Source organism: Micromonospora sp. NPDC047521 (assembly GCF_055587305.1).
Genome location: NZ_JBVJGN010000002.1, coordinates 563,015 through 584,118, shown reverse-complemented (window position 1 = coordinate 584,118; position 21,104 = coordinate 563,015). Strand labels below are relative to the sequence as shown.

At 71.3% G+C, this 21,104-nt stretch carries 21 protein-coding genes and 2 tRNA genes; 14 read left to right on the top strand and 9 right to left on the bottom strand.

Features of this window, described 5'->3' with window-relative positions; genetic code table 11:
• Window positions 1-107: 107 nt before the first annotated feature.
• From gyrA to ACZ6N8_RS06645, 7 genes are all read left to right on the top strand, one after another.
• Complete coding sequence (gyrA, locus tag ACZ6N8_RS06675) at window positions 108-2,630, top strand: DNA gyrase subunit A (protein WP_364370136.1); 2,523 nt, start codon at window positions 108-110, stop codon at window positions 2,628-2,630.
• Window positions 2,631-2,634: 4 nt separating this feature from the next.
• Window positions 2,635-3,531 (top strand): DUF3566 domain-containing protein, encoded by an 897-nt coding sequence (locus tag ACZ6N8_RS06670; protein WP_466008067.1) that lies wholly within the window; start codon window positions 2,635-2,637, stop codon window positions 3,529-3,531.
• A gap of 151 nt (window positions 3,532-3,682) precedes the next feature.
• Window positions 3,683-3,756: transfer RNA gene (locus tag ACZ6N8_RS06665), tRNA-Ile, on the top strand.
• 42 nt (window positions 3,757-3,798) lie between these two features.
• Window positions 3,799-3,927, top strand: coding sequence for a DLW-39 family protein (locus ACZ6N8_RS06660; protein WP_225854086.1), 129 nt, complete (start codon window positions 3,799-3,801; stop codon window positions 3,925-3,927).
• Between the two features lie 42 nt (window positions 3,928-3,969).
• Window positions 3,970-4,045 (top strand) — tRNA-Ala (locus tag ACZ6N8_RS06655).
• Window positions 4,046-4,270: 225 nt separating this feature from the next.
• On the top strand, window positions 4,271-4,780 hold the full coding sequence (locus ACZ6N8_RS06650; RefSeq protein ID WP_466008065.1) for a hypothetical protein: 510 nt from the start codon (window positions 4,271-4,273) through the stop codon (window positions 4,778-4,780).
• Between the two features lie 171 nt (window positions 4,781-4,951).
• Window positions 4,952-5,512 (top strand): carboxymuconolactone decarboxylase family protein, encoded by a 561-nt coding sequence (locus ACZ6N8_RS06645; RefSeq protein WP_466008063.1) that lies wholly within the window; start codon window positions 4,952-4,954, stop codon window positions 5,510-5,512.
• Between the two features lie 6 nt (window positions 5,513-5,518).
• Here ACZ6N8_RS06645 and ACZ6N8_RS06640 read toward each other — a convergent pair whose 3' ends face one another.
• On the bottom strand, window positions 5,519-5,983 hold the full coding sequence (locus ACZ6N8_RS06640) for a hypothetical protein (RefSeq protein WP_466008062.1): 465 nt from the start codon (window positions 5,981-5,983) through the stop codon (window positions 5,519-5,521).
• 91 nt (window positions 5,984-6,074) lie between these two features.
• On the opposite strand from ACZ6N8_RS06640, the gene ACZ6N8_RS06635 reads away from it, so the two are divergent.
• Complete coding sequence (locus ACZ6N8_RS06635) at window positions 6,075-6,368, top strand: hypothetical protein (protein WP_466008060.1); 294 nt, start codon at window positions 6,075-6,077, stop codon at window positions 6,366-6,368.
• Window positions 6,355-6,486 (top strand): hypothetical protein, encoded by a 132-nt coding sequence (locus ACZ6N8_RS06630; protein WP_466008058.1) that lies wholly within the window; start codon window positions 6,355-6,357, stop codon window positions 6,484-6,486. Before ACZ6N8_RS06635 ends, ACZ6N8_RS06630 begins: the two co-directional genes overlap by 14 nt.
• Window positions 6,487-6,562: 76 nt before the next feature.
• Here ACZ6N8_RS06630 and ACZ6N8_RS06625 read toward each other — a convergent pair whose 3' ends face one another.
• Both ACZ6N8_RS06625 and ACZ6N8_RS06620 read right to left on the bottom strand, forming a co-directional pair.
• On the bottom strand, window positions 6,563-7,363 hold the full coding sequence (locus ACZ6N8_RS06625; protein WP_466008057.1) for an MBL fold metallo-hydrolase: 801 nt from the start codon (window positions 7,361-7,363) through the stop codon (window positions 6,563-6,565).
• Window positions 7,364-7,424: 61 nt separating this feature from the next.
• Entirely contained in the window at window positions 7,425-11,858 is a 4,434-nt protein-coding gene (locus ACZ6N8_RS06620) for an HAD-IC family P-type ATPase (protein WP_466008055.1), read from the bottom strand.
• A 218-nt stretch (window positions 11,859-12,076) separates the two neighbouring features.
• On the opposite strand from ACZ6N8_RS06620, the gene ACZ6N8_RS06615 reads away from it, so the two are divergent.
• From ACZ6N8_RS06615 to ACZ6N8_RS06595, 5 genes are all read left to right on the top strand, one after another.
• Window positions 12,077-12,337 (top strand): hypothetical protein, encoded by a 261-nt coding sequence (locus ACZ6N8_RS06615; protein ID WP_466008054.1) that lies wholly within the window; start codon window positions 12,077-12,079, stop codon window positions 12,335-12,337.
• A gap of 59 nt (window positions 12,338-12,396) precedes the next feature.
• The gene (locus ACZ6N8_RS06610; RefSeq protein WP_466008052.1) at window positions 12,397-13,776 is read left to right on the top strand and encodes an MFS transporter; all 1,380 of its coding nucleotides are present in this window, start codon (window positions 12,397-12,399) and stop codon (window positions 13,774-13,776) included.
• A gap of 63 nt (window positions 13,777-13,839) precedes the next feature.
• Entirely contained in the window at window positions 13,840-14,493 is a 654-nt protein-coding gene (locus ACZ6N8_RS06605; protein ID WP_466008050.1) for a GAP family protein, read from the top strand.
• Window positions 14,494-14,567: 74 nt separating this feature from the next.
• A complete protein-coding gene (locus tag ACZ6N8_RS06600) occupies window positions 14,568-14,762 on the top strand; it encodes a hypothetical protein (RefSeq protein WP_278136729.1) in 195 nt (64 codons plus the stop codon).
• 83 nt (window positions 14,763-14,845) lie between these two features.
• The gene (locus tag ACZ6N8_RS06595; protein ID WP_357992535.1) at window positions 14,846-15,394 is read left to right on the top strand and encodes a YbaK/EbsC family protein; all 549 of its coding nucleotides are present in this window, start codon (window positions 14,846-14,848) and stop codon (window positions 15,392-15,394) included.
• Window positions 15,395-15,448: 54 nt separating this feature from the next.
• Here the strand turns inward: ACZ6N8_RS06595 and ACZ6N8_RS06590 are convergent, their stop codons facing one another.
• The 6 genes from ACZ6N8_RS06590 to ACZ6N8_RS06565 form a co-directional block, all read right to left on the bottom strand.
• Window positions 15,449-16,084 (bottom strand): DsbA family oxidoreductase, encoded by a 636-nt coding sequence (locus ACZ6N8_RS06590; protein WP_466008048.1) that lies wholly within the window; start codon window positions 16,082-16,084, stop codon window positions 15,449-15,451.
• Between the two features lie 20 nt (window positions 16,085-16,104).
• Window positions 16,105-16,533, bottom strand: a complete 429-nt coding sequence (locus ACZ6N8_RS06585) for a SufE family protein (RefSeq protein ID WP_387117173.1) — start codon at window positions 16,531-16,533, stop codon at window positions 16,105-16,107.
• Between the two features lie 26 nt (window positions 16,534-16,559).
• Window positions 16,560-16,985, bottom strand: coding sequence for a CBS domain-containing protein (locus ACZ6N8_RS06580; RefSeq protein ID WP_466008046.1), 426 nt, complete (start codon window positions 16,983-16,985; stop codon window positions 16,560-16,562).
• A gap of 56 nt (window positions 16,986-17,041) precedes the next feature.
• A complete protein-coding gene (locus ACZ6N8_RS06575; protein WP_466008044.1) occupies window positions 17,042-18,811 on the bottom strand; it encodes a proline--tRNA ligase in 1,770 nt (589 codons plus the stop codon).
• A gap of 119 nt (window positions 18,812-18,930) precedes the next feature.
• A complete protein-coding gene (locus ACZ6N8_RS06570; RefSeq protein WP_466008042.1) occupies window positions 18,931-19,971 on the bottom strand; it encodes a hypothetical protein in 1,041 nt (346 codons plus the stop codon).
• Window positions 19,935-21,059 carry a transporter substrate-binding domain-containing protein gene (locus ACZ6N8_RS06565; protein WP_466008040.1) on the bottom strand — a complete coding sequence of 375 codons (1,125 nt, stop codon included), beginning with the start codon at window positions 21,057-21,059 and terminating at the stop codon, window positions 19,935-19,937. Before ACZ6N8_RS06565 ends, ACZ6N8_RS06570 begins: the two co-directional genes overlap by 37 nt.
• Window positions 21,060-21,104 lie beyond the last annotated feature (45 nt).

The window sequence follows — 21,104 nt, the reverse complement described above, 5'->3', positions numbered from 1 at the left end:
GTTCGCCCGGCTGGCCCGCCGGTCCACAGAGTTATCCACAGCTTGACGGCTATCCACAGCCGTTATCCACAGCACGAAAACGACTCTGAGTCTGATAAGGGTATACAGTGACCGATTCCCCCGAGTCCACACCGAACGAGCCCGAGGTACCCGCCGAGGCCATCGCCGCGGTGGTCGCGCACGACCGGATCGAACCGGTCGGGCTCGAGGTGGAGATGCAGCGCTCCTACCTCGACTACGCGATGAGCGTCATCGTCGGTCGCGCGCTGCCGGACGTCCGGGACGGGCTCAAGCCGGTCCACCGCAAGATCCTCTACGCCATGTTCGACTCCGGCTACCGGCCGGACCGCGGCTACGTGAAGTGCTCGCGGGTCGTCGGCGACGTGATGGGTCAGTTCCACCCGCACGGCGACTCGCCGATCTACGACGCGCTGGTCCGGATGGCGCAGCCCTGGTCGCTGCGCTACCCGCTGGTCGACGGCAACGGCAACTTCGGCTCGCCGGGTAACGACCCGGCCGCCGCCATGCGCTACACCGAGTGCAAGCTCGACCCGCTGGCCATGGAGATGATGCGGGATATCGACGAGGACACCGTCGATATGCAGGACAACTACGACGGCCGGGCCAAGGAGCCCACGATCCTGCCGTCGCGGATTCCCAACCTGCTGGTCAACGGCTCCGAGGGCATCGCGGTCGGCATGGCCACCAAGATCCCGCCGCACAACCTGCGGGAGATCGGCGCGGCCGTGCAGTGGTGCCTGGAGCACCCGGAGGAGGACGAGGCAACCACCCTCGAAGCCCTGCTCGGCATCGTCAAGGGCCCGGACTTCCCGACCCACGGCCTGATCGTCGGCACGACCGCGATCCAGGACGCGTACCGCACGGGTCGCGGCTCGATCCGGATGCGCGCGGTGGTGGAGGTCGAGGAGGACAAGCGGGGCCGGCCCTGCCTGGTCGTCAGCGAGCTGCCCTACCAGGTCAACCCGGACAACCTCGCCGAGCGGATCGCCGAGCTGATCAAGGAGGGCAAGCTCGCCGGGATCGCCGACATCCGCGACGAGTCCTCCGGGCGGACCGGCATGCGGATCGTGCTTGTGCTCAAGCGCGACGCGGTCGCCAAGGTGGTGCTGAACAACCTCTACAAGCACACGCAGCTCCAGGAGACCTTCGGCGCCAACATGCTGGCGCTGGTCGACGGTGTGCCGCGCACCCTCAACCTGGCCCAGTTCATCCGCTACTACGTCGAGCACCAGATCGACGTGATCCGCCGGCGGACGGCGTTCCGGCTGCGCAAGGCCGAGGAGCGGGCGCACATCCTGCGCGGTCTCGCCAAGGCGCTGGACGCGCTGGACGAGGTGATTGCCCTGATCCGGCGGTCGCCGACAGTGGACGACGCCCGGCAGGGCCTGATCCGGCTGCTGGAGATCGACGAGATCCAGGCGACCGCGATCCTGGACATGCAGCTGCGCCGCCTGGCCGCCCTGGAGCGGCAGCGGATCGTCGACGACCTGGCCAAGCTGGAAATCGAGATCGCCGACCTCAAGGACATCCTCGCCAAGCCGGAGCGGCAGCGCCGGATCGTCTCCGAGGAGCTGGGCGAGATCGTCGCCAAGTGGGGCGACGAGCGGCGTACGCAGATCATCCCGTTCGACGGCGAGGTCTCGATGGAGGACCTCATCGCCCGCGAGGACGTGGTCGTCACGATCACCCGGACCGGGTACGCCAAGCGGACCAAGGTCGATCTGTACCGGTCGCAGCGGCGCGGCGGCAAGGGCGTCAGTGGCGCCACGCTGCGGCAGGACGACATCGTGAGCCACTTCTTCGTGTGCTCGACCCACGACTGGATCCTGTTCTTCACGAACAAGGGTCGTGTGTACCGGGCCAAGGCGTACGAGCTGCCGGAGGCCAGTAGGGTAGCCAAGGGCCAACACGTGGCCAATCTGCTCGCCTTCCTACCCGACGAGCAGATCGCGCAGATCATCGAAATCCCGAACTACCAGGTAGCCCCCTATCTGGTACTGGCCACGAAGAACGGCCTGGTGAAGAAGACGCGGCTCGAGGAGTTCGACTCCAACCGTTCCGGCGGCATCATCGCGATCAACCTGCGCGATGAGGACGAGCTGGTCGGTGCTGCGCTGGTGGCACCGGAGAACGACCTGTTGCTGGTCTCCAAGAAGGCGCAGGCGATCCGGTTCAACGCCTCCGACGAGGCGTTGCGGCCGATGGGTCGGGCCACCTCGGGTGTGATCGGTATGCGGTTCACGGACGACGACGTCCTGCTCGCCATGGAGGTCGTCCGGGAGGGCCTGGACGTTCTGGTGGCGACGAACGGGGGATACGCGAAACGTACCCCGATCGAGGAATACCCGGTGCAGGGCCGGGGAGGTAAGGGCGTGTTGACTGCGAAGATCACCGAACGGCGCGGTGGTCTGGTCGGCGCGGTGGTGATCGACCCGGACGACGAGCTGTTCGCGATCACCAGCAACGGTGGTGTCATCCGGACTCCGGTGAAGCCTGTACGCCGTACGCGTGACCGGAACACAATGGGGGTCAAGCTGATGGACCTCCCGGACGGCGTGACTATCGTGGCGATTGCTCGCAATGCCGACGAGCCTGACGAACAGGACTAGTTGAATGACGGAGACACAGGCGAAGTCGGGGAACACGGGGACCTCGGCCAACCCGGTCGACGAGGAGGCCGCCAAGGGCGGCACACCAGCGACCGGCCGCGCGGCCGTGGGCCGGGCAACGGTCCCCGCCGACGCGCCTGCCCCGAAATTCACCCGGGCTCCCGGCATGACACCTCCGCCGGAGCCCGGCGAGGACGGCGGGTCGGGCGACAAGGGTGAGACGGCCGATGCCGAGGCCCCGACGTCCGCCTCCGCGCCCCCGGCAGCGGCTGCGCCGCCGGCCCGACCGACAACGACACAGCCGATCACCACCCGGCCGGGCCAGGCGACATCCGCAGGGACCACAGGCACGCAGCCGCGGATCATGCCCGGCATGACCCAGCCCGACTCGGGTCGTGCAGGCGCCGCCGGCCGGCCGGCCAGCGGCGGTGGGCTGCCTCCGGGCATCGGTAACCCGTCGGCCGTCGGGGCGGCAAGGGTCGGCGACGCGGTACGCGCCGCGCGTACCTCGGTCAGCTCCGCCGCGTCCCGTGGACCGCGCCGGGCCCGGCTGAACCTCAAGCGGATCGACCCCTGGTCCGTGATGAAGTTCGCGTTCGCCGTATCGGTGGTCCTGTTCATCGTCGTGGTGGTCGCCACGTCGGTGCTCTATCTGGCGCTTGACGCGATGGGCGTGTTCCAGAGCGTCAACGACAGCCTGAGCGACCTGGTCAACGCCGGCGGTGGGCAGAGCACCAGTGGCTTCCAGATCACCGCCAAGGGCGTCATCCTCAGCTCGGCCCTCATCGGCCTGGTCAACGTGGTGCTGTTCACCGCTCTGGCCACGCTGGGAGCGTTCGTCTACAACGTCTGCGCCGACCTGGTCGGCGGGATCGAGCTGACCCTCGCCGAGCGGGACTGAGTGACCGGGACGCCGGGGCACCGCGGAAAGCGGTCGCTCCGGCGTCCCGTACTCGGGTAGGTTTTGCAGGCGGCGACGAGCCCGGCTCGCAGGCCTGGACCCCGATTTGGGGCCAGCCGAGCGGATGGGTTAATCTTGCTCGTCGCAACGCGGGGCTATAGCTCAGTCGGTTAGAGCGCAGAGCTGATAACTCTGAGGTCGATGGTTCGATTCCATCTAGCCCCACCGCATGTCGTCCGACGGTAGTCGAGCGCGAGGGGTCGCCCCATGTTCAAGAAGCTGCTGATTCTGGCCGGCGTCGTCGGCGTGGCCGCCGTCGTCTACAACAAGGTCAAGGCCTCGAACGACGAGCGCGCCCTGTGGCACGAGGCGACCACCGCGCCCGACCTGCGCTGAGGTTCAGCGCGACCGGTTGGCGGCGCCGCGCAGCCGCCCCACGGGGCCCTAGCTCAACTGGCAGAGCACTGCCTTTGCAAGGCAGGGGTTAGGGGTTCGAGTCCCCTGGGCTCCACCAGCACTTCCCTTGGTTGATACCGGTGGCGAGTACAGCCATCCGTACAGCCAAGCGGTTACGCCGTCCCCTCCTCGCCAAGCAAATCGATAAATGGCTGAGGTGCCCGACGGGCAACGAGACCGAAGACCGTGGGCCCCGCCCCGACCCCGAGCCTCCTCAAAGATCCGCTTGTCATGGCAGAGCTCGCGCCAGCGCGTTGAGGGGCGCATGCATTACCGTCGCGGCGTGGCCGAGTTTCGAGCGCACATCGGGGTGCACTACGGCTTCCTTGAGGTCGCCGACGATCAGTCCTGGGGGCGGACCGACTGGGCAAACGTCTTCTTCGGCCGGCGCCCGACCGGCCTGATCGCCACCTCCCCCGGTGAGGTTTTCCTCGTCACGGGTCGCCATACCGGCACCGTTGGATTCACGGTCCGGGTCAACGAGTGCGACCAAGGGCCTGACCTTGAGGGGTTTGACGACGTGGTGGAGGTGCCGTTCGAGGCGTCCCGGCCGGAGCTGAAGCTCATTCAATGGGCCGGAGAGAAGACCCACGCCCTGCCGCGGCTTTCGGCCGGGCCCGGCTCATACCGGATGCGCTACCACTGCCGCGGTATGGACGAAGCCGGAACCGGTCGGGATCATCACGAGGTCGTTGACGAGTACCTGCTGCAGATCTGGCCGTCCCCGGTCGTGCCGCCTGCCACGCTCAAGGTGACCAGCCGAGAAGGGCATCGCCGGATCTTCGGACGCTGACCAACTGGTCCATGGCGGGCCGCGTCGGTCGTGAGTGGACACGAAAGGACGTGCAGGTCAGCGGTGTGGGGGCAATCCGGAGTGTTGACGAGATCGACGGACGTGGCTCAGGGTGAACGCCAGCCCATCTCACGAGGCCCGATTTGTCGACGGGTCGACGAAGGAGTGCGTATGCCACACATCGCTCTGAACACCAACGAACCCGGGATTCGCGGTCTGTTCCGGTTCCGGCCGGAGACGGCGTTGCCGCTCAACGGGCTGGTCGAGGCCCTTCTCTGTGGCTCGGGTACGTTGACCCGGGGTGAGCGCGAACTCATCGCCGCCTATGTGTCGGGCCTCAACGAATGCCGGTACTGCTACTCCGCCCACGCGGCGTACGCGGCAGCGCAGCTTCCCGAGGGCATGGCCCTGGTCGAGCAGGTGCACGACGATGTCGACGGCGCGCCCGTGTCGGCGAAGATGCGTGCGCTGCTGGACGTCGCCGGCGCGGTCCAACGCGGTGGCAAGGAGGTCACCGAGGACCTGGTGGCCTCCGCCCGGGCCGAGGGCGCCACCGATGTCGAGATCCACGACACGGTGCTGATCGCGGCCGCGTTCTGCATGTTCAACAGGTATGTCGACGGGTTGGCCACGGCGCTGCCGGAGGACCCGGACTTCTACACCGACCGGGCGAAGCGAATCGCCGCGCACGGTTACCTGGGCGTACTGGAGCAGGAGGTTGTTCGCCGGTAACAGCTCTCAGCGGCGGCGGCGGCGGCGTCGCCAGCGGTCCAGCCGTCCGAGGCGTGGACCGGCCCAGAGCCAGATGATCGACATGACGAACCCTCCAGCGCCCATCGCGATGATCGCCCACCTGGGCATCTCGCCGTTGACAGGTGCTGGCGCGCACCTGGCCGGGGCGTAGTCGATGGTCAGCTCGTGGTTCAGCGGCGGCAGTCGTCGGTCGGGGAACGAGCGTGAGCCGATCGCGCAGATGGTCGGGCCGTCGGCGGTGTCGACGCGTACCAGTACGTAGGCGTCCTGGGCGCCGTGGGCCGGTTCCGCGGCGATCACCGTCGCCGGGATCAGCAGACCGGCCGGCGGGGGTGGCTCGCGGTCGTCGGTTGCCCCCGCCAGCACCATCAGGGCGCACGGCAGCAGCAACGACAGTGGAAGGGCCGGCCAGGTCTTCGGACGGGCTGCGCCGGCCGATCGGGGCGACATGCCGCAAGGCTAGATGCCGAGATCAAATGGCCCGCCCACCGCTGCGGTCGCCCCTCGACCGCCGCCCGTGGCGGTTCGTCATGCTCATCCGGTGGATGAGAATCGAGCACCGGTCACGCTGCACGTCTACTGCCGGGTCGACCTGGTGGTCACCGATCCGGGGGCCGTCACCGCGCACGCCGTCGCGGGGCTGAGGTCGGCGGACATCGACTGGTCCAGCGAGGAGGACGACCTCGACACGGCGACTGCGGAGTTGCGGAGTGACCTGGTCGGGTCGTTGGCGAGCGTGCTGGACATCAGCCGGGTGGCCGACGGCGTGCCTGGTGTGGAGTTCCGCAGCGGTCGCTGCTGGGCGGAGTCCGGCCCACCGCGTGACCATTTCTGAGCCCTGGCGCCCGCCGGCGGGTGGTCCGCATGGTCACGTCGCGGTGGCCGACGTGGCCCGTTCCCTGCCGGAGCGCCCGGTCGGCGACCTCATCGAGGCCATCTCCGAGCGTGGCTGACTGTCGTACCTGTCCCTGATCGCCGCCGCCGGTCCGCAGGTCGGCGGCGACCGCGTTCTCGCGGCACGTCCCGTGGTCAGTCAGGCGGGGTGAGAGGCAGGGTCTCACCGCGAGCGATGGTGCGTACCTGCTTCACCCAGCCGCGCCGGCGGGCCTCCTCGACGAAGTGGGCAAGCGGTGAGCGGAACACCCCGTAGTCGTCGTAGTGGATCGGCACGGTCAGCTTCGGTCGAACCAGCTCCACCAGGTCGGCGCCCTGCTGGGCGTCCATGGTGAGCAGGATCCCGGCGACCTTCGTGCCGCCGAGGTGGATCAGCATCGCGTCGATGTCCGGGTACCGCTCGGGGATGGCGGTGAGCAGGGGCCGGTTCAGCGTGTCACCTGTGACGTAGAGCCGGAACTCGCGCTGGCCTGCGCGTTCCACGTCGATCATCGTGCCCATCACGTCGGGCAGCAGCCGGTCCACGGCGCCCGGGCCGTGTCTGCCCGGCATCGAGGTCAGCCGCACCGTCGTACCGTCGCGGTGCAGCTCCCGGGACGACCAGGTCGGCAGGCCCTGCGCGGCCTGGAAGCCCCAGCGGCGCAGCTTGCGTTCCGCGGCGGGCGTGGTGACGATGGGTAGCTCGCGGTCCAGTTCCCGGCGGGCGACCCGGTCGAAGTGGTCGCCGTGCAGGTGGGAGAGGACCACCGCGTCCAGCTCGGGAAGTTGGGCGATCCGTAGCGCCGGGTCCGTGCGCCGGCGCGACCACAGACCCTTGCCCAGGTACGCCCGCTGGCCCCGGTGCAGGAAGTTCGGGTCGGTCAGCAGGGTGAAGCCGCCGATCCGCAGCACTGTCGTCGCGGTGCCGATGAACGTCACCTGTGGTTGCTCGACCATCGTGGCCACCTCCTCTGGCAGCGGTACCCCGGCTGCCGCCAGTCAAGCGGAGCAACGGATGTCAGTCCCCGGACCGCCCGGTGGCGGGCCGCGCCTGCGGCAGGTGCTCCACCAGCCTGGTGAGCGCGCCGTTGGCGAAGGTGGCGCCGAGCGCCGATCCCGCCCCGATGGTCCAGCCGACCGGCCCGAGCGGGGTGCAGCCGAAGAACTGGCTGACCCCGGGGGTCTGCACCACGACGACGAGCACGCCGAGTGACGCGGCAGTGGATGCCAGTACCGCCGGGCTGGTACCGCCGGCCAGGATGGTCTGGCCGAGCTGGGTGCCGACCAGGGAGACCAGCGCGACGGTGCCGGCCCGCCGCCGCCGGCCGGTGTAGCGGGCCAGCGTCCAGCCCGTGGTCGCCCCCAGTGTGGTCGCTGCCGCCCGCAGGCTGATCTCCCGGGTGAGGGTTTCGCCCAGGGACACGTCCGGGCCCTCCAGCAGCAGGCGATCGGTGCGGTCCGACGCCGGTGGCCGGACGGCGATGGCCAGCGCCGGTGCCAGGTCGGTGAGCAGGTTCACCAGCAGGAGTTGCCGTCCGGTGAGCGCGGAACGGCCGGTCGCCGCCGCGGTGAGCACACTGAACGCGATCTCGCCGAGGTTGCCGCCGACCAGGATGCTGAGCGCGTGCCGCACCGACGACCACATCGCCCGGCCCTCGACGAGCGTGGCGATGATGGTCTCCAACCTGTCGTCGGTGACCACCAGGTCGGCGGCGGCGCGCGCCGCCGGGGTGCCCCGTTGACCGAGGGCGATGCCGACGTCGGCCAGCCGGATCGCCGGGGCGTCGTTGGCGCCGTCACCCGTCATCGCCACGGTCCGCCCGCACTTCTGCAACGCCTGGATGATCCGTACCTTGTGGGCAGGTGTGCAGCGGGCCACCACGTCGGTGTCCGCCAGCCGCTCGGCGAGCGTCTCGTCGTCCAGTTGGTCCAACTCGCCGGCGGTCACCACCCGCTGCTCGTCGTGTTCGCTGATGGTGGCCGCGATCGCCTCGGCCGTCGCCGGATGGTCCCCCGTGATCATGATGGTGTGCACGCCGGCCCGGCGGATCCGCCGTACCGCGGGCGCGGCGCTCTCCCGCACCCCGTCCGCGAGGGCCAGGAAACCCACGAAGGTCAGACCCCGCACGTCCCCGTCGGCCACCTTCGGGTCGTTCACCGGGCATTCGGCGACGGCCAGGATCCGGTGCCCCGCCCCGGCCCGCTCGGCGAGTGTCCGTTGCAGTTCCGCGCGGCCCGCGTCGTCCAGCGGCTCCTGGCGGCCGTCGGTGCGCCGGGCCGTGCACCGCGGCAACACCGTCTCCGGGGCACCCTTGACGCTCAACAGCAGGCGACCGTCGGTCTCCCCGATGCTCGCGTGATAGCCACGGGACGGCTCGAACGGCAGTCCTCCGGCGGCCCGCCAACCGGCCGCGCCGGTCTGCTCCACCACCCCGGCGGTGGCCGCGCCCCGGCGAACGGCACGGTCCGTCTGCAACGCCAACTGCTCCGGGTCGGCCGCCGCGGGAGTGGCCCGCAGCGCGGCCGCCAGCGTCAACCGCAGCCGGTCGTCGAGGCGGTCCACCGGGGCGTACCGGTCGCCGATGCCGTCGCCGACCCCGGCGAGCAGCAACGTGCCCTCGGTGAGGGTGCCGGTCTTGTCGAAGCAGAGCACGTCCACCCGGCCCAGCGCCTCGATCGTGCGCGGGTTGCGGACCAACGCGCCGTGCTCGGCGAGCCGCCGCGCCGCCGCCAGTTGCGCAGCGCTCACCAGGAACGGCAGCCCCTCCGGCACCGACGCCACGGCGAGGTTCGCGGCGGTCGCCGCCGTTTCGGCAAGGGGTACGCCCCGAAGCAGGCCCGCGCCGGCCACCGCCACTGCCGAACCGGCGGCCAGCGGGATGGCGGCGCTTGTCAGAGAGCCGAGCCGAGCCTCCACGCCACTTGTCGGGGGTGCCTGCCGGACCAGCGCCAGACTGCGCCCGGCCTCGGTGTCCGCGCCGGTCGCCACGACCACGGCACTGCCGTGACCGGCGGCGACTGTGGTGCCCTCGTACAGCATCGAGTGCCGGTCGGCGACGGCTGCCGCGACCACCGGTCGGTCGGTCTTGGCTACCGGGAGCGACTCCCCGGTCAGCGATGACTCGTCGGCCTCCAACCCCACCGAATCGAGCACCCGGCAGTCGGCGGGCACCGAGTCGCCCGACTCCAGCACGATGACGTCCCCCGGGACCAGATCCTCGGCGGCGACCACCCGTTCGCCACCGTCCCGGCGGACCCGGGCGGTCACCGCCGAACGGGACAGCAGCTCCGCCAGGGACCGTTCCGTGTTGCGTTCGTGCACCGCCCCGATCAGAGCCGATCCGCCGACCACACCACCCACAAGCGCGGCGTCGACAAGCGAGCCGAACGAGGCGGAGAGCACCGCCCCGGCGGCCAGCACCGGGGTCAGCGGGTTGGACAGCTCGTCCACGAAGGCGCGCAGCAGGCCACCACGTCCGGGAGCGGCATCGCCGTTCCCGCCGGAGTCGTGGTGCCGGTGCTGCGCCTCCGCGCTGGACAGGCCGTCGCGTGTGGTCCGCAGGTGGTCGAGGACTGTGGTGACGGGCATCAGGTGCCAGGCGGTCGCCACCGGCGCCGGGGCCTCCGACCGGTCGTGCAGCCGGCGGGCCTGCCAGACCCCGTTCGCGAAGGCCAACCCGGCCGCTCCGCTGCTCGCGACGAGCGACCGTTGGGGCAGGCGGGCCGGCGGCGCGGTGAGCGCTCCGAGCGCCCCCAGACCGGCGCCCGCCATGGCCAGCCGGATGTTCTGCTGGGCCGTTCGCCGGGCCACCCCGGTCGCCTCGATCACCAGGGCGACCAGCCGCAGATCGTCGCCGACAAGCAGGTGCGCGCCCCACGGCGGCAGGTCCTCAGGTGGGGCGAACCCGAGACCGCAGTCGGACGCGCCGAGCGCCCTGCGGTCCGCGGACACCAGCATGACCACCGCGCCGTCGTGCTGCAACGCGCGGACCGACTCGCACAGCCGGTCACCTCCGGGCAGGATCGCGTCGGCGAAGCCGTGCCGCTGCTCGTCGCCCCCGGCCACCACCAGCCGCAGGCCGGCTTGGCGGGCGGCGGTCGGCAGGCCGTCGACGCCCGGGGCGGGTTCCGGCTCGACCCGCAGCAGCGCGGCGAGCCGGTCGTCGTGGGACAGGCCGAGCAACTGCCCATTTGCGGCGCGCAACCGTTCCACGTCGGGGATGTCGCCGGTCGGTGGATGGTCCAGCGGCTCCAGTCGCCAACCGTCGGCCGACCGCGAGCCGCCCGGATCGTCCGGGTCGAACAGCGCGAACGCCCGCTCCGCCACCTGGTCGACGTCCGCTCCCCTCGCCGGGGCCAGATCGGCCAGTACGCCCCGGTCCGAGCCGAGCACCGCGGCGTCCAGCACGAGGGTGTCGATCCGGTCCAGCTCCCGCAGCACCCCACGGTCCATCGCGATCACCCCGCGCCGGGCGAGGATCCGACCGAGCTGCGCCGCGTACCCCTCTCGCCCGCTGCCCGGGGCCTTGGGCAGTGTGGACAGGCCCAGCGCCGCCGCCCTCTTGGGGCCGGCGAACGGTATCGCCGCAGCTCCGGCCGCCACACCCGCAGCGAGCGCCCGGTCGATGTACCGCTCGACCAGTCCCTGCGGCTTCGGCCGGGGACGGTCGGACACCGGCCACCTGGCGACGGCCCGCTCCGGGTCGCCTGTCAACCGTGGCTCGGCCTTCTCCCAGGCGTTGAGTTGGGCCCGGTCCTCGCCCCACTGCACAAGCCGTTGGGCGCTGTCGAGGATGAGACCGGGCCAGCGGCCGGACAGGCCCTGCACCACCGCTTCGGCCAGCGGGAAGAGGACGTCCGCGCGGGGGTCGGAACGCAGCGGCTTGCCGAGCAACGCGTGCAGCTTGGGTTGCAGGTCCACCGCCGCCAGCAGGCCGGCCGCCTCGCCGGGCAGCGGTGCGAACGGCAGGATCCTGGTCGCCGCCCAGAGGCTCAGGCCCAGCGCGTCCGAGGCGAGCGCGCCGAGGGTGCGGGGAGTGTGCGGCCCCTCCTCGGGCGGGTGCGGCGGCGGGATCTCCGGGTCCGGCTCGTGGTCGCAGGTGCGTTCGACACGGCTGATGGTGGCGATCAGGTCCCGCAGCTTGGGCTGCGGGGACTGCACGGCGACCACAACCCGGCCGGACGGGGCGTTCACCCGCGCCCAGGCGACCCCGGGCATCCGCTCCAGCGCACCCTCCACCTGACGGGCGAGCTGGTCGCCGCCGTCCTGGCAGACACCGTGCACCTCGATATGGTGGCGACCCGGCCGTGACCAGACCCGACGCCGGGTCAGCCCGACCTGCCGGGCGACCCGGGTCGCCGCCGCCCCGACGGTCCGGGACGCCTCGCCGACCAGGTGCGGCACACCGATGGACGGCAGGATGCGTCCCGCGGCGCGACCCGCCGCCGTCATCGAGGCGTACGGCTGGACGGACGCCGGCCCGGCTCCCTGGTGCTGGTGGTGCTGACCTCGGCCATCTCGCCCTCCCGCCGCCCTCACGTCCGGCGGCCTGGCTTCCCGACCTGCCGTCCGTTATGCCCTCGCAGAAGCGGAAGTTTCCGCCGTAGTCTGCGCATGGACGAGATGGGCTGTGGAATTCGGCGACTGTCACCGGACACGGGGAGGCCGGAATGAGCGCACTCAGCCGACACCTGAACGGGCCGCGCGAGAACGTCAGGATGTACAGCCGACGGATGGACCTGCCGATGCTCGGCGAAGTGGCGGTGCCACCGCCGGACCGGATCGCCTACTACGCCGGAATCGGGGTGCTCGTCGCGCTCCAGGTCATCGAGTGGCCGCTCGCCCTGGCGATCACCGCCGGGCATCTCCTCACCGACCAGCACTTCTCCGGCCTCGTCGGCGGCATCGGCGAGGCGTTCAAGGAGGCCTGACGAGAGCTGGGTCACCGCCGGGTTGACATGAATCCGGGTTGAGGTCGCAGGCTCGGTGCATGCCGAGTCCCACCACAGTCGTCGCCGTACCGGCCGCGCCCGGTCTGTTCGCACCCCGGCTGCGGGCGATGACAGTGGGCAGCGTCGCGTTGATCTCGCTGCTCGCGTTCGAGGCGCTGGCGGTCGGCACGGCGATGCCCACTGTCGCCCGCAGTCTGGACGGGCTGGCCCTGTACGGGATCGCGTTCGGTGGACCGTTCGCCACGAACGTGCTGGCCATGGTGGTGTCCGGCATCTGGTGCGACGCCCGAGGACCCCGGGGACCGATGTGGCACGGCGTCGCCTGGTTCGTTGTCGGGCTTCTGATCGCCGGGACCGCGCCGGTGATGGGCGTGCTTGTCGTCGGCCGGGTGGTGCAGGGCTTCGGCTCGGGGCTCCTCGCGGTGGCGCTCTACGTGATCGTCGGACACGCGTACCCGCAGGACCTGCACCGGCGGATCTTCGCCGCGTTCGCGGCGGCGTGGGTCGTACCGTCGCTGGTCGGACCGGCGGTGGCCGGCCTGATCGTCGAGCACCTGAACTGGCGATGGGTCTTCCTGGCGGTGCCGGCGGTGGCCGTGCCGGCGGTCCTGCTGATCCACCCCGGCCTGCGGTCGCTCGGTCAGTCGGTGCGGACCGGGGTGCCGGCGGGCGCGGCGGCGCGGATCGGTTGGGCGTGCGGGGCGGCGGTGAGCGCCGCACTGCTGCACATCGGGGGACAGCAGCGCGGCGTCACCGCCCTGGCGCTTGTGGCGGTGGCCGTGGCCGGCCTGCTGGTCTGCGCCCCACGTCTGCTGCCGGCCGGTTTCCTCCGGGCGGCCCGCGGCCTGCCCACGGTGATCGGGCTGCGCGGGCTGGCCTCGGCGGCGTTCGTCGGCGCCGAGGTGGTCATCCCGTTGATGCTCTCCCGGGAGCGGGGGCTGTCGCCGACCGGCGCCGGACTGGTCCTCACGGTAGGCGCGCTGGCCTGGTCGGTGGGTTCCTGGATCCAGGGCAGGATTCCGGTGCCGGCGTCCCGTGCCAGCCTGCCCCGCGCCGGGTTGAGCTGCATCACCGTCGGCACCGCCACGGTGGCGCTCGCCGTACGGCCCGAGCTGCCGGTGGCCGTCGCAGTGCTGGGCTGGGCGGTCGCCGGTATCGGCATGGGGCTGCTCTACCCGTCGTTGTCGGTGCTCACCCTCGAGCTGTCCGCTCCCGGCGAGCAGGGCCGCAACAGCTCGTCGTTGCAACTGGGCGACTCGCTCTTCGCGGCGACAGTGCTGGCGCTCACCGGTGCGGTGCTGGCGGCCGGCAGCGCGCCTGGCCCGGCCAGCTACGCGTCGACGTTGGCGGTCGCCGCCGCCCTGGCGCTGCTCGGCACGCTGCTGGCGGGACGGGTCGTGGTGCGCGCGAGCGCGTAGCGGAGTTGGTGATCCGCAGATTCGGCACCGTCCGACGCCTGTCGGCCGGGAGGATGGCGGGCGATGAGTTTCCTGACCGTGCTGCCGCTGGCCGTGGTGATGGTCGCCGGTACCAAGGTGGTCGTGGCCGTCTTTCTCGCCTCGTCGGATCGGCCCCGGGCCGCGTCGCTGGGCTTCCTCCTCGGTGGCGGGTTGGTGGTGACCATCGGGGTGACCGCGAGTTGGCTGCTCACCCGACTGGTGGGCGGTGTGGCCAGCGACGCCGGTGCCTTCGCCGGCCGGGTCGACCGGGGTCCCGCCATCGACGTGGTGGTGCTCGTCCTGCTGGTCGCCCTCGCCGCTGTGGTGTGGCTGCGGCGGCACCGGGCCGGGCCGCCACGATGGCTGGGGGACCTCGGGCATGCCGGGCCGGCCCGGGCGGCGGGACTCTGCGCGCTGCTCTTCGTGGTGACGCCCAGCGACGACCTGACCATGGCCGCGGTCGGGGCGAGCGTCGCCCGGCACGACCTGCCGTGGTGGGATCTGCTGCCGTTCGTGCTGGTCACGGTCGTGCTGCTCGCCCTGCCGCTGCTGGCTGTGCTGCTGCTCGGGCGGCGTGCCGTGCGGTCGCTGACGCGGATGCGGAAGTGGGCCGAGGGGCACTCCTGGGTGGTCGACGAGGTGCTTATCGGCTTCTTCGCGCTGCTGACAGTCGTGGACCTGGTGCGCTCCGGGTGAGGCCGCCGACACGTACGGGGGAACCGGGCGGAGATGAGAGCTGCGACCGTTCACGTTCGCCTTACCGTGGCGGCATGTTCGCTGTCGTCACCACGGTGATCCTCTACGTCTTCGGCTTCGTCTTCCTCTACGGCGTGATCCGGCTGGGTGTCCGGCACGCTCTCGAGGATCTGGAGCTACAGCGGGCCAAGGCCCGGCGCGAAGAGGAGCTGGCGGCTGCCCGCGACCGTTCCTTCATGCGCGACAACGCGTTCCTGGCGGGCAGTTGAGTCCCGGTACGGGGGTGACGTCCGAGGGTGGCCCGGGAGTCGCCGGGCGGTCCGTCGCGGCGGATGCGAGGATCGCACCCGTGATGGGAACGCTGAAGACCGAACCGGCCCGCGCCCGCCTCGACCTGCTCGCCCCTCCGGTCGCGGAGGCCATCGCGCAGTGGCCCGCCGAGGCGCCTGTGGACGTCGACGACGTGCTTGTCGCGCCGATCGACGCCGAGTTGGCCGACACCGCCGCGTTCTGTGCCGCGTACGAGGTGGGGCTTGACGTGTCGGCCAACTGTGTCGTGGTGGCGGGCAAGCGTGAGGGCGTGGTCCGCTACGCGGCCTGCGTCGTCCTGGCCACCACCCGGGCCGACGTGAACGGGGTGGCCCGCCGCGCGCTTGACGTCCGCAAGGCCAGCTTCGCCCCGATGGACGACGCGGTGGAGCTGACAGGCATGGAGTATGGCGGCATCACCCCGATCGGGCTGCCGGCGCAGTGGCCGATCCTCGTGGACTCGCGGGTGATCGCCACGCCGCACGTGATCATCGGATCCGGCGTACGCCACAGCAAGATCGCCCTGCCGGGGCCGGCGCTTGGCGCGCTGCCCGGTGCACAGGTGGTGGAAGGGCTGGCCCGACCGGCCTGACCAGGCATCGGCGTCGATACCGTTGCACGTGAAACATCACGGCCGTCGATGTGATCAGGTAGCGGCGGCCTCACGCTGCTCGACCTCGGCGAGTGCGGCGAGCAGCGTCTGCGCCTCCTGCGCGCCGGACACCGCGTACTTCCCGGCCAGCACGAACATCGGGACGCCTGTGATGCCCAGGTCCCGTGCCCTGGCCAGGTCTGCGGTGACGTCGGCGGTCCGCTCGTCCGAGTCGAGGAACCGGCGTGCGTCGTCGGCGTCCAGGCCGACCTCGCCGGCGACGGCGGCCAGCGCCTCCCGCGAGCCGAGGTCGACGCCCTGGGTGAAGTGCGCCCGGTAGAGCGCCTCCACCATCTCGCCGGCCCGACCGTGGTCGGTGGCGTACGCGACCAGCCGGTGCGCGTCGAAGGTGTTGGCGATCACCGCGCGGTCGAAGTCCAACCGCAGCCCGTCACCCGCCGCGACCGCTGTCACGTGGTCGAACATCTGCCGGGCGCGCTCCGGCCCGCCGAACTTGGCGGCCATCGCCGCCACCAGCGGCAGGGGCTCCGCGACAGGCGACGGGTCGAGCTGGAACGGCCGGTAGCGAACCGTCACCTCGCCGTCGTAGCTGGCGAGGGCCTGCTCCAGCCGCTGCTTGCCGATGTAGCACCAGGGGCAGACGAGGTCCGCGTAGATCTCGATCTCCATGACCGGTGGCAACTGCCAGGTCAGCCGAGTTGTTCCCGGACCTGCCGCTTGAGCCGGCCCAGGATAGCCGTGCCGCCGCGTACCCGCAGTGGACTGATCGCCTGGGCCAGACCCATCCGCTGGTAGAGGTCGTCCGGCACGGCAAGCACCTCCTCGGCGCTCGCCCCGGCCAGGCCTTCGGCGAGGATGCCGGCGAACGCCCGGGTGGTGGGCGCCTCGGGCGGGCAGTCGAAGAGAGTCTCGACGGTGCCCTGCGCCGTCACCCGGGCGCGCAGGAAGAACGCCGTCTGGCACTCCGGCACCTGCTCCATGCCCTCGCGGTCGGCGGCGCCGTCGGGCAGCGGGGGGATTGCGTCGGAGTATTCCAGCAGCATCTCCAGCACCAGGTCGCGCGGCGCGGCGGCGAACTCGTCGACGATCTCGGCCAGTCGGGCCGGCATGTCAGCCATGCGTCGAGGCTACCGCCGGCCCGTTCCTAGACCGTCGGGGACTGCTCGCTGATCTCGCTGAGCGCGCTCGTCGGGTCGAGCTGCATGGCCAGGTCGCCGAGCGAGACGATCCCGACGAGCTTGCGGTCGCTGTCGCAGACCAGCACCCGCCGGATCCCCCTGTCGCGCATCAGCGTCGCCGCCTCGCCCGCCGTGCAGTGCTGTTCGATCATCACTACCTCACGGGTGATGATCGAGCCGATCGTGGTGGCCGCCGGGGAGCTGTTCTCCGCAACGGCCCGCACCACGATGTCCCGGTCGGTGAGCATGCCGGCGAGACTGGCGCCGTCGGTGACCACCACGTCGCCGATGTCCGCCTCCTTCATCACCCTGGCCGCCTCGTCCAGGGTCGTCTCCACCGGCAGGTAGACGACCTGCTTGGTCATGACGTCGCTGACCCGGTAACCGGTCATGAGAGCCTCCGAAGCGTTTGCACCCGATCGAACTGCACTACCCCGTGACGCGGCCGCTACACCAGGTTCGCACGCTCCCGACGCGCCTCGTCGACGATCCGCTCGACCAGACCGTCCACCGGCGACTCCACGCGCCCGTCACCGGCCCGCTCGCGCAACTCCACGTACCCCTCGGCGAGACGGCGGCCGACCACGACGGTGCGCGGGATGCCGATCAGCTCGGCGTCGGTGAACTTGACCCCGGCCGAGACGTGCGTCCGGTCGTCGACGAGCACCCGCAGACCGGCGGCGGCGAGGCGTCCGCCGAGCTCCAGCGCCGCGTCGAGTTGCGGCCCCTTGCCCGCCACCACCAGGTGTACGTCGCACGGCGCGACCGCCGCCGGCCAGATGAGCCCCCGGTCGTCGTGGTGCTGCTCGGCGATGGCCGCGACCGCCCGGGAGATCCCGATGCCGTAGCAACCCATCGTGGGCCGGACCGGTTTGCCGGCCGGACCGAGCACGTCGACAGCGAACGCGTCGGTGTACCGGCGTCCGAGCTGGAAGATGTGCCCGATCTCGATGCCCCGCCTGATGGTCAGCTCGCCGTCGCCGCAGGCGGGGCAGGGATCCCCGGCGCGCACCTCGGCCGCCTCGACAGTCCCGTCGGGTGTGAAGTCCCGTCCGCAGACCACACCTGTCGCGTGCCGGCCGGGCTCGTTCGCGCCGGTCAGCCACGCGGAGCCGGGCACCACCCGGGGATCGACGAGGTAGCGGATGCCCAACTTGTCCAGCACCTGCGGGCCGATGTACCCGCGTACCAGCTCCGGATGCGCGGCCCAGTCGTCGAAGACGGCCACCTGGGCCGGCTCCAGCGCGGCGCCGAGCCGCTTCAGGTCGACCTCCCGGTCACCGGGCAGCCCTACCACCAGCAGCTCGGCCCGCTCGGCCCCCGGTTGGCGGACGGTCAACACGACGTTCTTCAGTGTCTCGGCGGCGGTCCAGCCGTCCCGACCGCCGAGCCGGCGGACGTTCGCCAGCTCGACAAGGCTGGCGATCGTGGGGGTCTCCGGCGTGTCGTGCACCTCGACGGCCGGCTGCGCGGCCGGATCGCCGGCAGCGGGCGCCCGGGCGACCACCGCCTCGGTGTTCGCCGCGTAGTCGCAGGCGGTGCAGCCGACGAAGGTGTCCTCACCGACAGGCGTCGTGGCCAGGAACTCCTCCGACGCCGAACCGCCCATCGCACCGGACATCGCGTGCACCACCGTGTGCTCAAGGCCCAGCCGCTCGAAGATCCGCTGGTACGCCACCCGGTGCCGCGCGTACGCGTCCCGCAACCCCGCCTCGTCCAGGTCGAACGAGTACGCGTCCTTCATCAGGAACTCCCGGCCGCGCAGCACACCGGCCCGGGGCCGCGCCTCGTCGCGGAACTTCGTCTGCACCTGGAACAACGTCACAGGGAAGTCCCGGTACGAGGTGAACACGTCCTTGACCAGCAGCGCCGCCATCTCCTCGTGGGTGGGCGCCAACAGGTGCTCGGCACCGCGCCGGTCGGCGAGGGTGAACAACAGGTCACCGTACTCCGTCCACCTGCCGCTCGTCCGGTACGGCTCGGCGGGCAGCAACGCCGGGAAGTGCACCTCCTGGTCGCCGATCGCGGTCAACTCGGCGCGGACGATCTCGGTGATCCGGTCCAGCACCAGTTTGCCCAGCGGCAGCCACGTGTAGCCGCCCGGCGCGGCACGGCGGATGTAACCGGCGCGCAGCAGCAGCCGGTGACTCGGCACCTCCGCGTCGGCCGGATCCTCGCGCAGGGTCCGCAGCAACAGGGTCGACATGCGTAGCAGCATCCGCGCAGCCTACGACCGGTGCGGCAGCGTGAGCGATCCATTTCGGTCCCAGCCCGCCCACGACGGCAACCATCGGCGTCCGAACCGGCCGGGTGCTGGCCGCGGTCCTCTCCGCACTGTCATCCCGCGCCGGGAAGCCGGCCCTCGCAGCGCACGTCCGGATCGACCACCGGCCGCCGGGGCATCATCCAGTCCAGGGCGGTCTCCTCCACCGGCCAGCCGCGTACCGACACCAGGCTGTACGGCACCTGCGCCGCCTGCGGGCAGAGGACCTGCGACTGGACTTGACCGTTAGGCAGGAACCGCACCCGGCCGGTCTGGTCCAGCACAATCGTCGACGTGTCGGTGACCGCGATGAGCGCGCCGAGCACCACCTCCAGGCCGGCCCGGTCGGGCGGCGACGGAACCGCGTCGCTCACGGGAGCCTCGGCGGCCTTATTCGGGTCGACCTCGATCGCGGCGGTGGGCAGCAGGGGCACCCGAAGGAAGACCGCTCCCATCACGACCGGGAGCACGGCGGCGACAGTGAACGCCAGCCCGTGGGTCAGCGCCGGGGCGATCCAGCCGGGGATCGGGCCGGTGAGCAGCAGGGTGGCGGCGGGCGGCACCGCGAGCAGCGCAGCCGTGGACAACTCGCCCTCCTGGACCGCCGTCCAGATCGCCGGAGCCAGGACGCTGTACGCGAGCACCGCCGCCGCCACCGGCAGCGCCACTGTCACCACCAGGATCCGGGTCGGCTGGTCCGGGTGCAGGTAGCGGGTCCGCAGCGCGAGCAGCCAGAGACCGAGCATCAGCAGCGACGGCAGGAAGCGGAGCTGCCAGGTGAGGGCCCCCAGCGCGACGGCCGCGCTGATCACCCAACCGGGGGTACGCGCGGTCCCCGAGGCCAGCAGCGACCGTTCCGGGTCGAAGCGGTCAGGGGCGCTGAGCCGGAGCAGCCGACCGAGCACGCCGAACGCGAGCACCACCACGGGGAACGCCCACACCAGGGCGATCAGCAGGGCGCTCAGCAGGCCGAGCGGGCTGACGTACTGCACCAGCAGCAGCATCGTCGACATGTCCTGCCGGCTGAGCTGCCACAGCCGTAGAACCAGGAGCAGGACGGGGAACGCGGGCAGGAGGGTCAGCAGCCACTGCTGCGCCTGCCGCGCCCCCGCCATCCGGCGCGGTTTGCCGTCACCGAGGTCGGTGGCGATCCGGGGTGCGCCGGCGCCGGCAGCGCGATCCTCTCCCACGGCCACTGCCGCACCTCCACCTTCCGAGCCTCGGGTTGCTCCTGCTCCGCGACCGGCTGCCCGGGGTTGTACTGCTGCTGCCAGCGGAGGTTGGCGTTGTACGCGTTCTCCCAGGTCGCGTTCTCCTCGTCGTTTGCCGACGTGTACAGCGCGAGGTCGACCAGGTCGCGGAGCGCCTGGTTGGGGCCGGTGTTGACACCCCACCTCTCCTGGGGGGACGAGCCGATGTCCCAGTGCCGGAGAGGCTTGGTGTTCCGGAGGGTTACCGGGAAGCGCTGACCGTCGTCGCCCGGCCGGTCGGCGGTGACGAAGCCGGCGAGGATCGCGGCGTCGGTGGTCACGGCCTCCACCTCGCCGTCGTACAACTCCTGGATGCACTCGCTGATCCGGTTCCGGCCCCTGGGCTTCGCGCCGGCCTCGGTCAGACGGTCGATCGAGGTCGAGGTGGTGAGCGAGCAGACCGACCGCCCGGCGAGATCCTGGAGGCTGCTCACCGGCCCCTTGAAGCTCTGCAGGGTCACCACCGACTGCTCGGTGTGCAGATAGGCCGAGGAGAAGACCGCGCCTTCCTCCTCACGTTTCTTGTTGATGCTGTACGAGGCGATGACGAGGTCGACGGTGACGAACCCGTCCCCGTCGCTGGCCTGCCGCCGGGCCCGGTCCTCGCTCTCGATGGGCAGGAACCGCACCTGGGAGCGGTCGAACCCGAGGAAGCTGGCGATCATGTAGGCGATGTCGACGTCGAAGCCCTTCCAGACGTTGTTCGAGAACCGCTGGGAGATGCCCGGCTGGTCGTCCTTCACCCCGATGACCAGTTGCTGCTTGCCCTTCATCCCGGCCTGCTCCAGCAGCTCATCGCGGGTCGGGGGACCCACGGCGAGCACGATCGGGACCAGGGCCGCCGCCAGGACGGCCAACGCGACGACAAGTCCCACGACTCGGATCTGGCGGGTGCGGGCGCTGCGTGTAGGTGTGGCCGGCCCGGCGGGGCTCGGCTCGCTTGCCTGACTCAACTCGGCCTCCCCGCTGCCTGGCCCCGGTGACCGGCCCTCCATTGT

Coding starts and splice junctions, on each gene's coding strand:
- ACZ6N8_RS06605 (WP_466008050.1), top strand. CDS start 13,840: ATGAGTTTCCTGACCGTGCTGCCGCTGGCCGTGGTGATGGTCGCCGGT.
- ACZ6N8_RS06610 (WP_466008052.1), top strand. CDS start 12,397: ATGCCGAGTCCCACCACAGTCGTCGCCGTACCGGCCGCGCCCGGTCTG.
- ACZ6N8_RS06670 (WP_466008067.1), top strand. CDS start 2,635: ATGACGGAGACACAGGCGAAGTCGGGGAACACGGGGACCTCGGCCAAC.
- ACZ6N8_RS06590 (WP_466008048.1), bottom strand. CDS start 16,084: ATGGAGATCGAGATCTACGCGGACCTCGTCTGCCCCTGGTGCTACATC.
- ACZ6N8_RS06575 (WP_466008044.1), bottom strand. CDS start 18,811: ATGCTGCTACGCATGTCGACCCTGTTGCTGCGGACCCTGCGCGAGGAT.
- ACZ6N8_RS06570 (WP_466008042.1), bottom strand. CDS start 19,971: ATGGCGGGGGCGCGGCAGGCGCAGCAGTGGCTGCTGACCCTCCTGCCC.
- ACZ6N8_RS06620 (WP_466008055.1), bottom strand. CDS start 11,858: ATGACGGCGGCGGGTCGCGCCGCGGGACGCATCCTGCCGTCCATCGGT.
- ACZ6N8_RS06645 (WP_466008063.1), top strand. CDS start 4,952: ATGCCACACATCGCTCTGAACACCAACGAACCCGGGATTCGCGGTCTG.
- ACZ6N8_RS06585 (WP_387117173.1), bottom strand. CDS start 16,533: ATGGCTGACATGCCGGCCCGACTGGCCGAGATCGTCGACGAGTTCGCC.
- ACZ6N8_RS06640 (WP_466008062.1), bottom strand. CDS start 5,983: ATGTCGCCCCGATCGGCCGGCGCAGCCCGTCCGAAGACCTGGCCGGCC.
- ACZ6N8_RS06595 (WP_357992535.1), top strand. CDS start 14,846: ATGGGAACGCTGAAGACCGAACCGGCCCGCGCCCGCCTCGACCTGCTC.
- ACZ6N8_RS06615 (WP_466008054.1), top strand. CDS start 12,077: ATGAGCGCACTCAGCCGACACCTGAACGGGCCGCGCGAGAACGTCAGG.
- ACZ6N8_RS06580 (WP_466008046.1), bottom strand. CDS start 16,985: ATGACCGGTTACCGGGTCAGCGACGTCATGACCAAGCAGGTCGTCTAC.
- ACZ6N8_RS06625 (WP_466008057.1), bottom strand. CDS start 7,363: ATGGTCGAGCAACCACAGGTGACGTTCATCGGCACCGCGACGACAGTG.
- ACZ6N8_RS06660 (WP_225854086.1), top strand. CDS start 3,799: ATGTTCAAGAAGCTGCTGATTCTGGCCGGCGTCGTCGGCGTGGCCGCC.
- ACZ6N8_RS06600 (WP_278136729.1), top strand. CDS start 14,568: ATGTTCGCTGTCGTCACCACGGTGATCCTCTACGTCTTCGGCTTCGTC.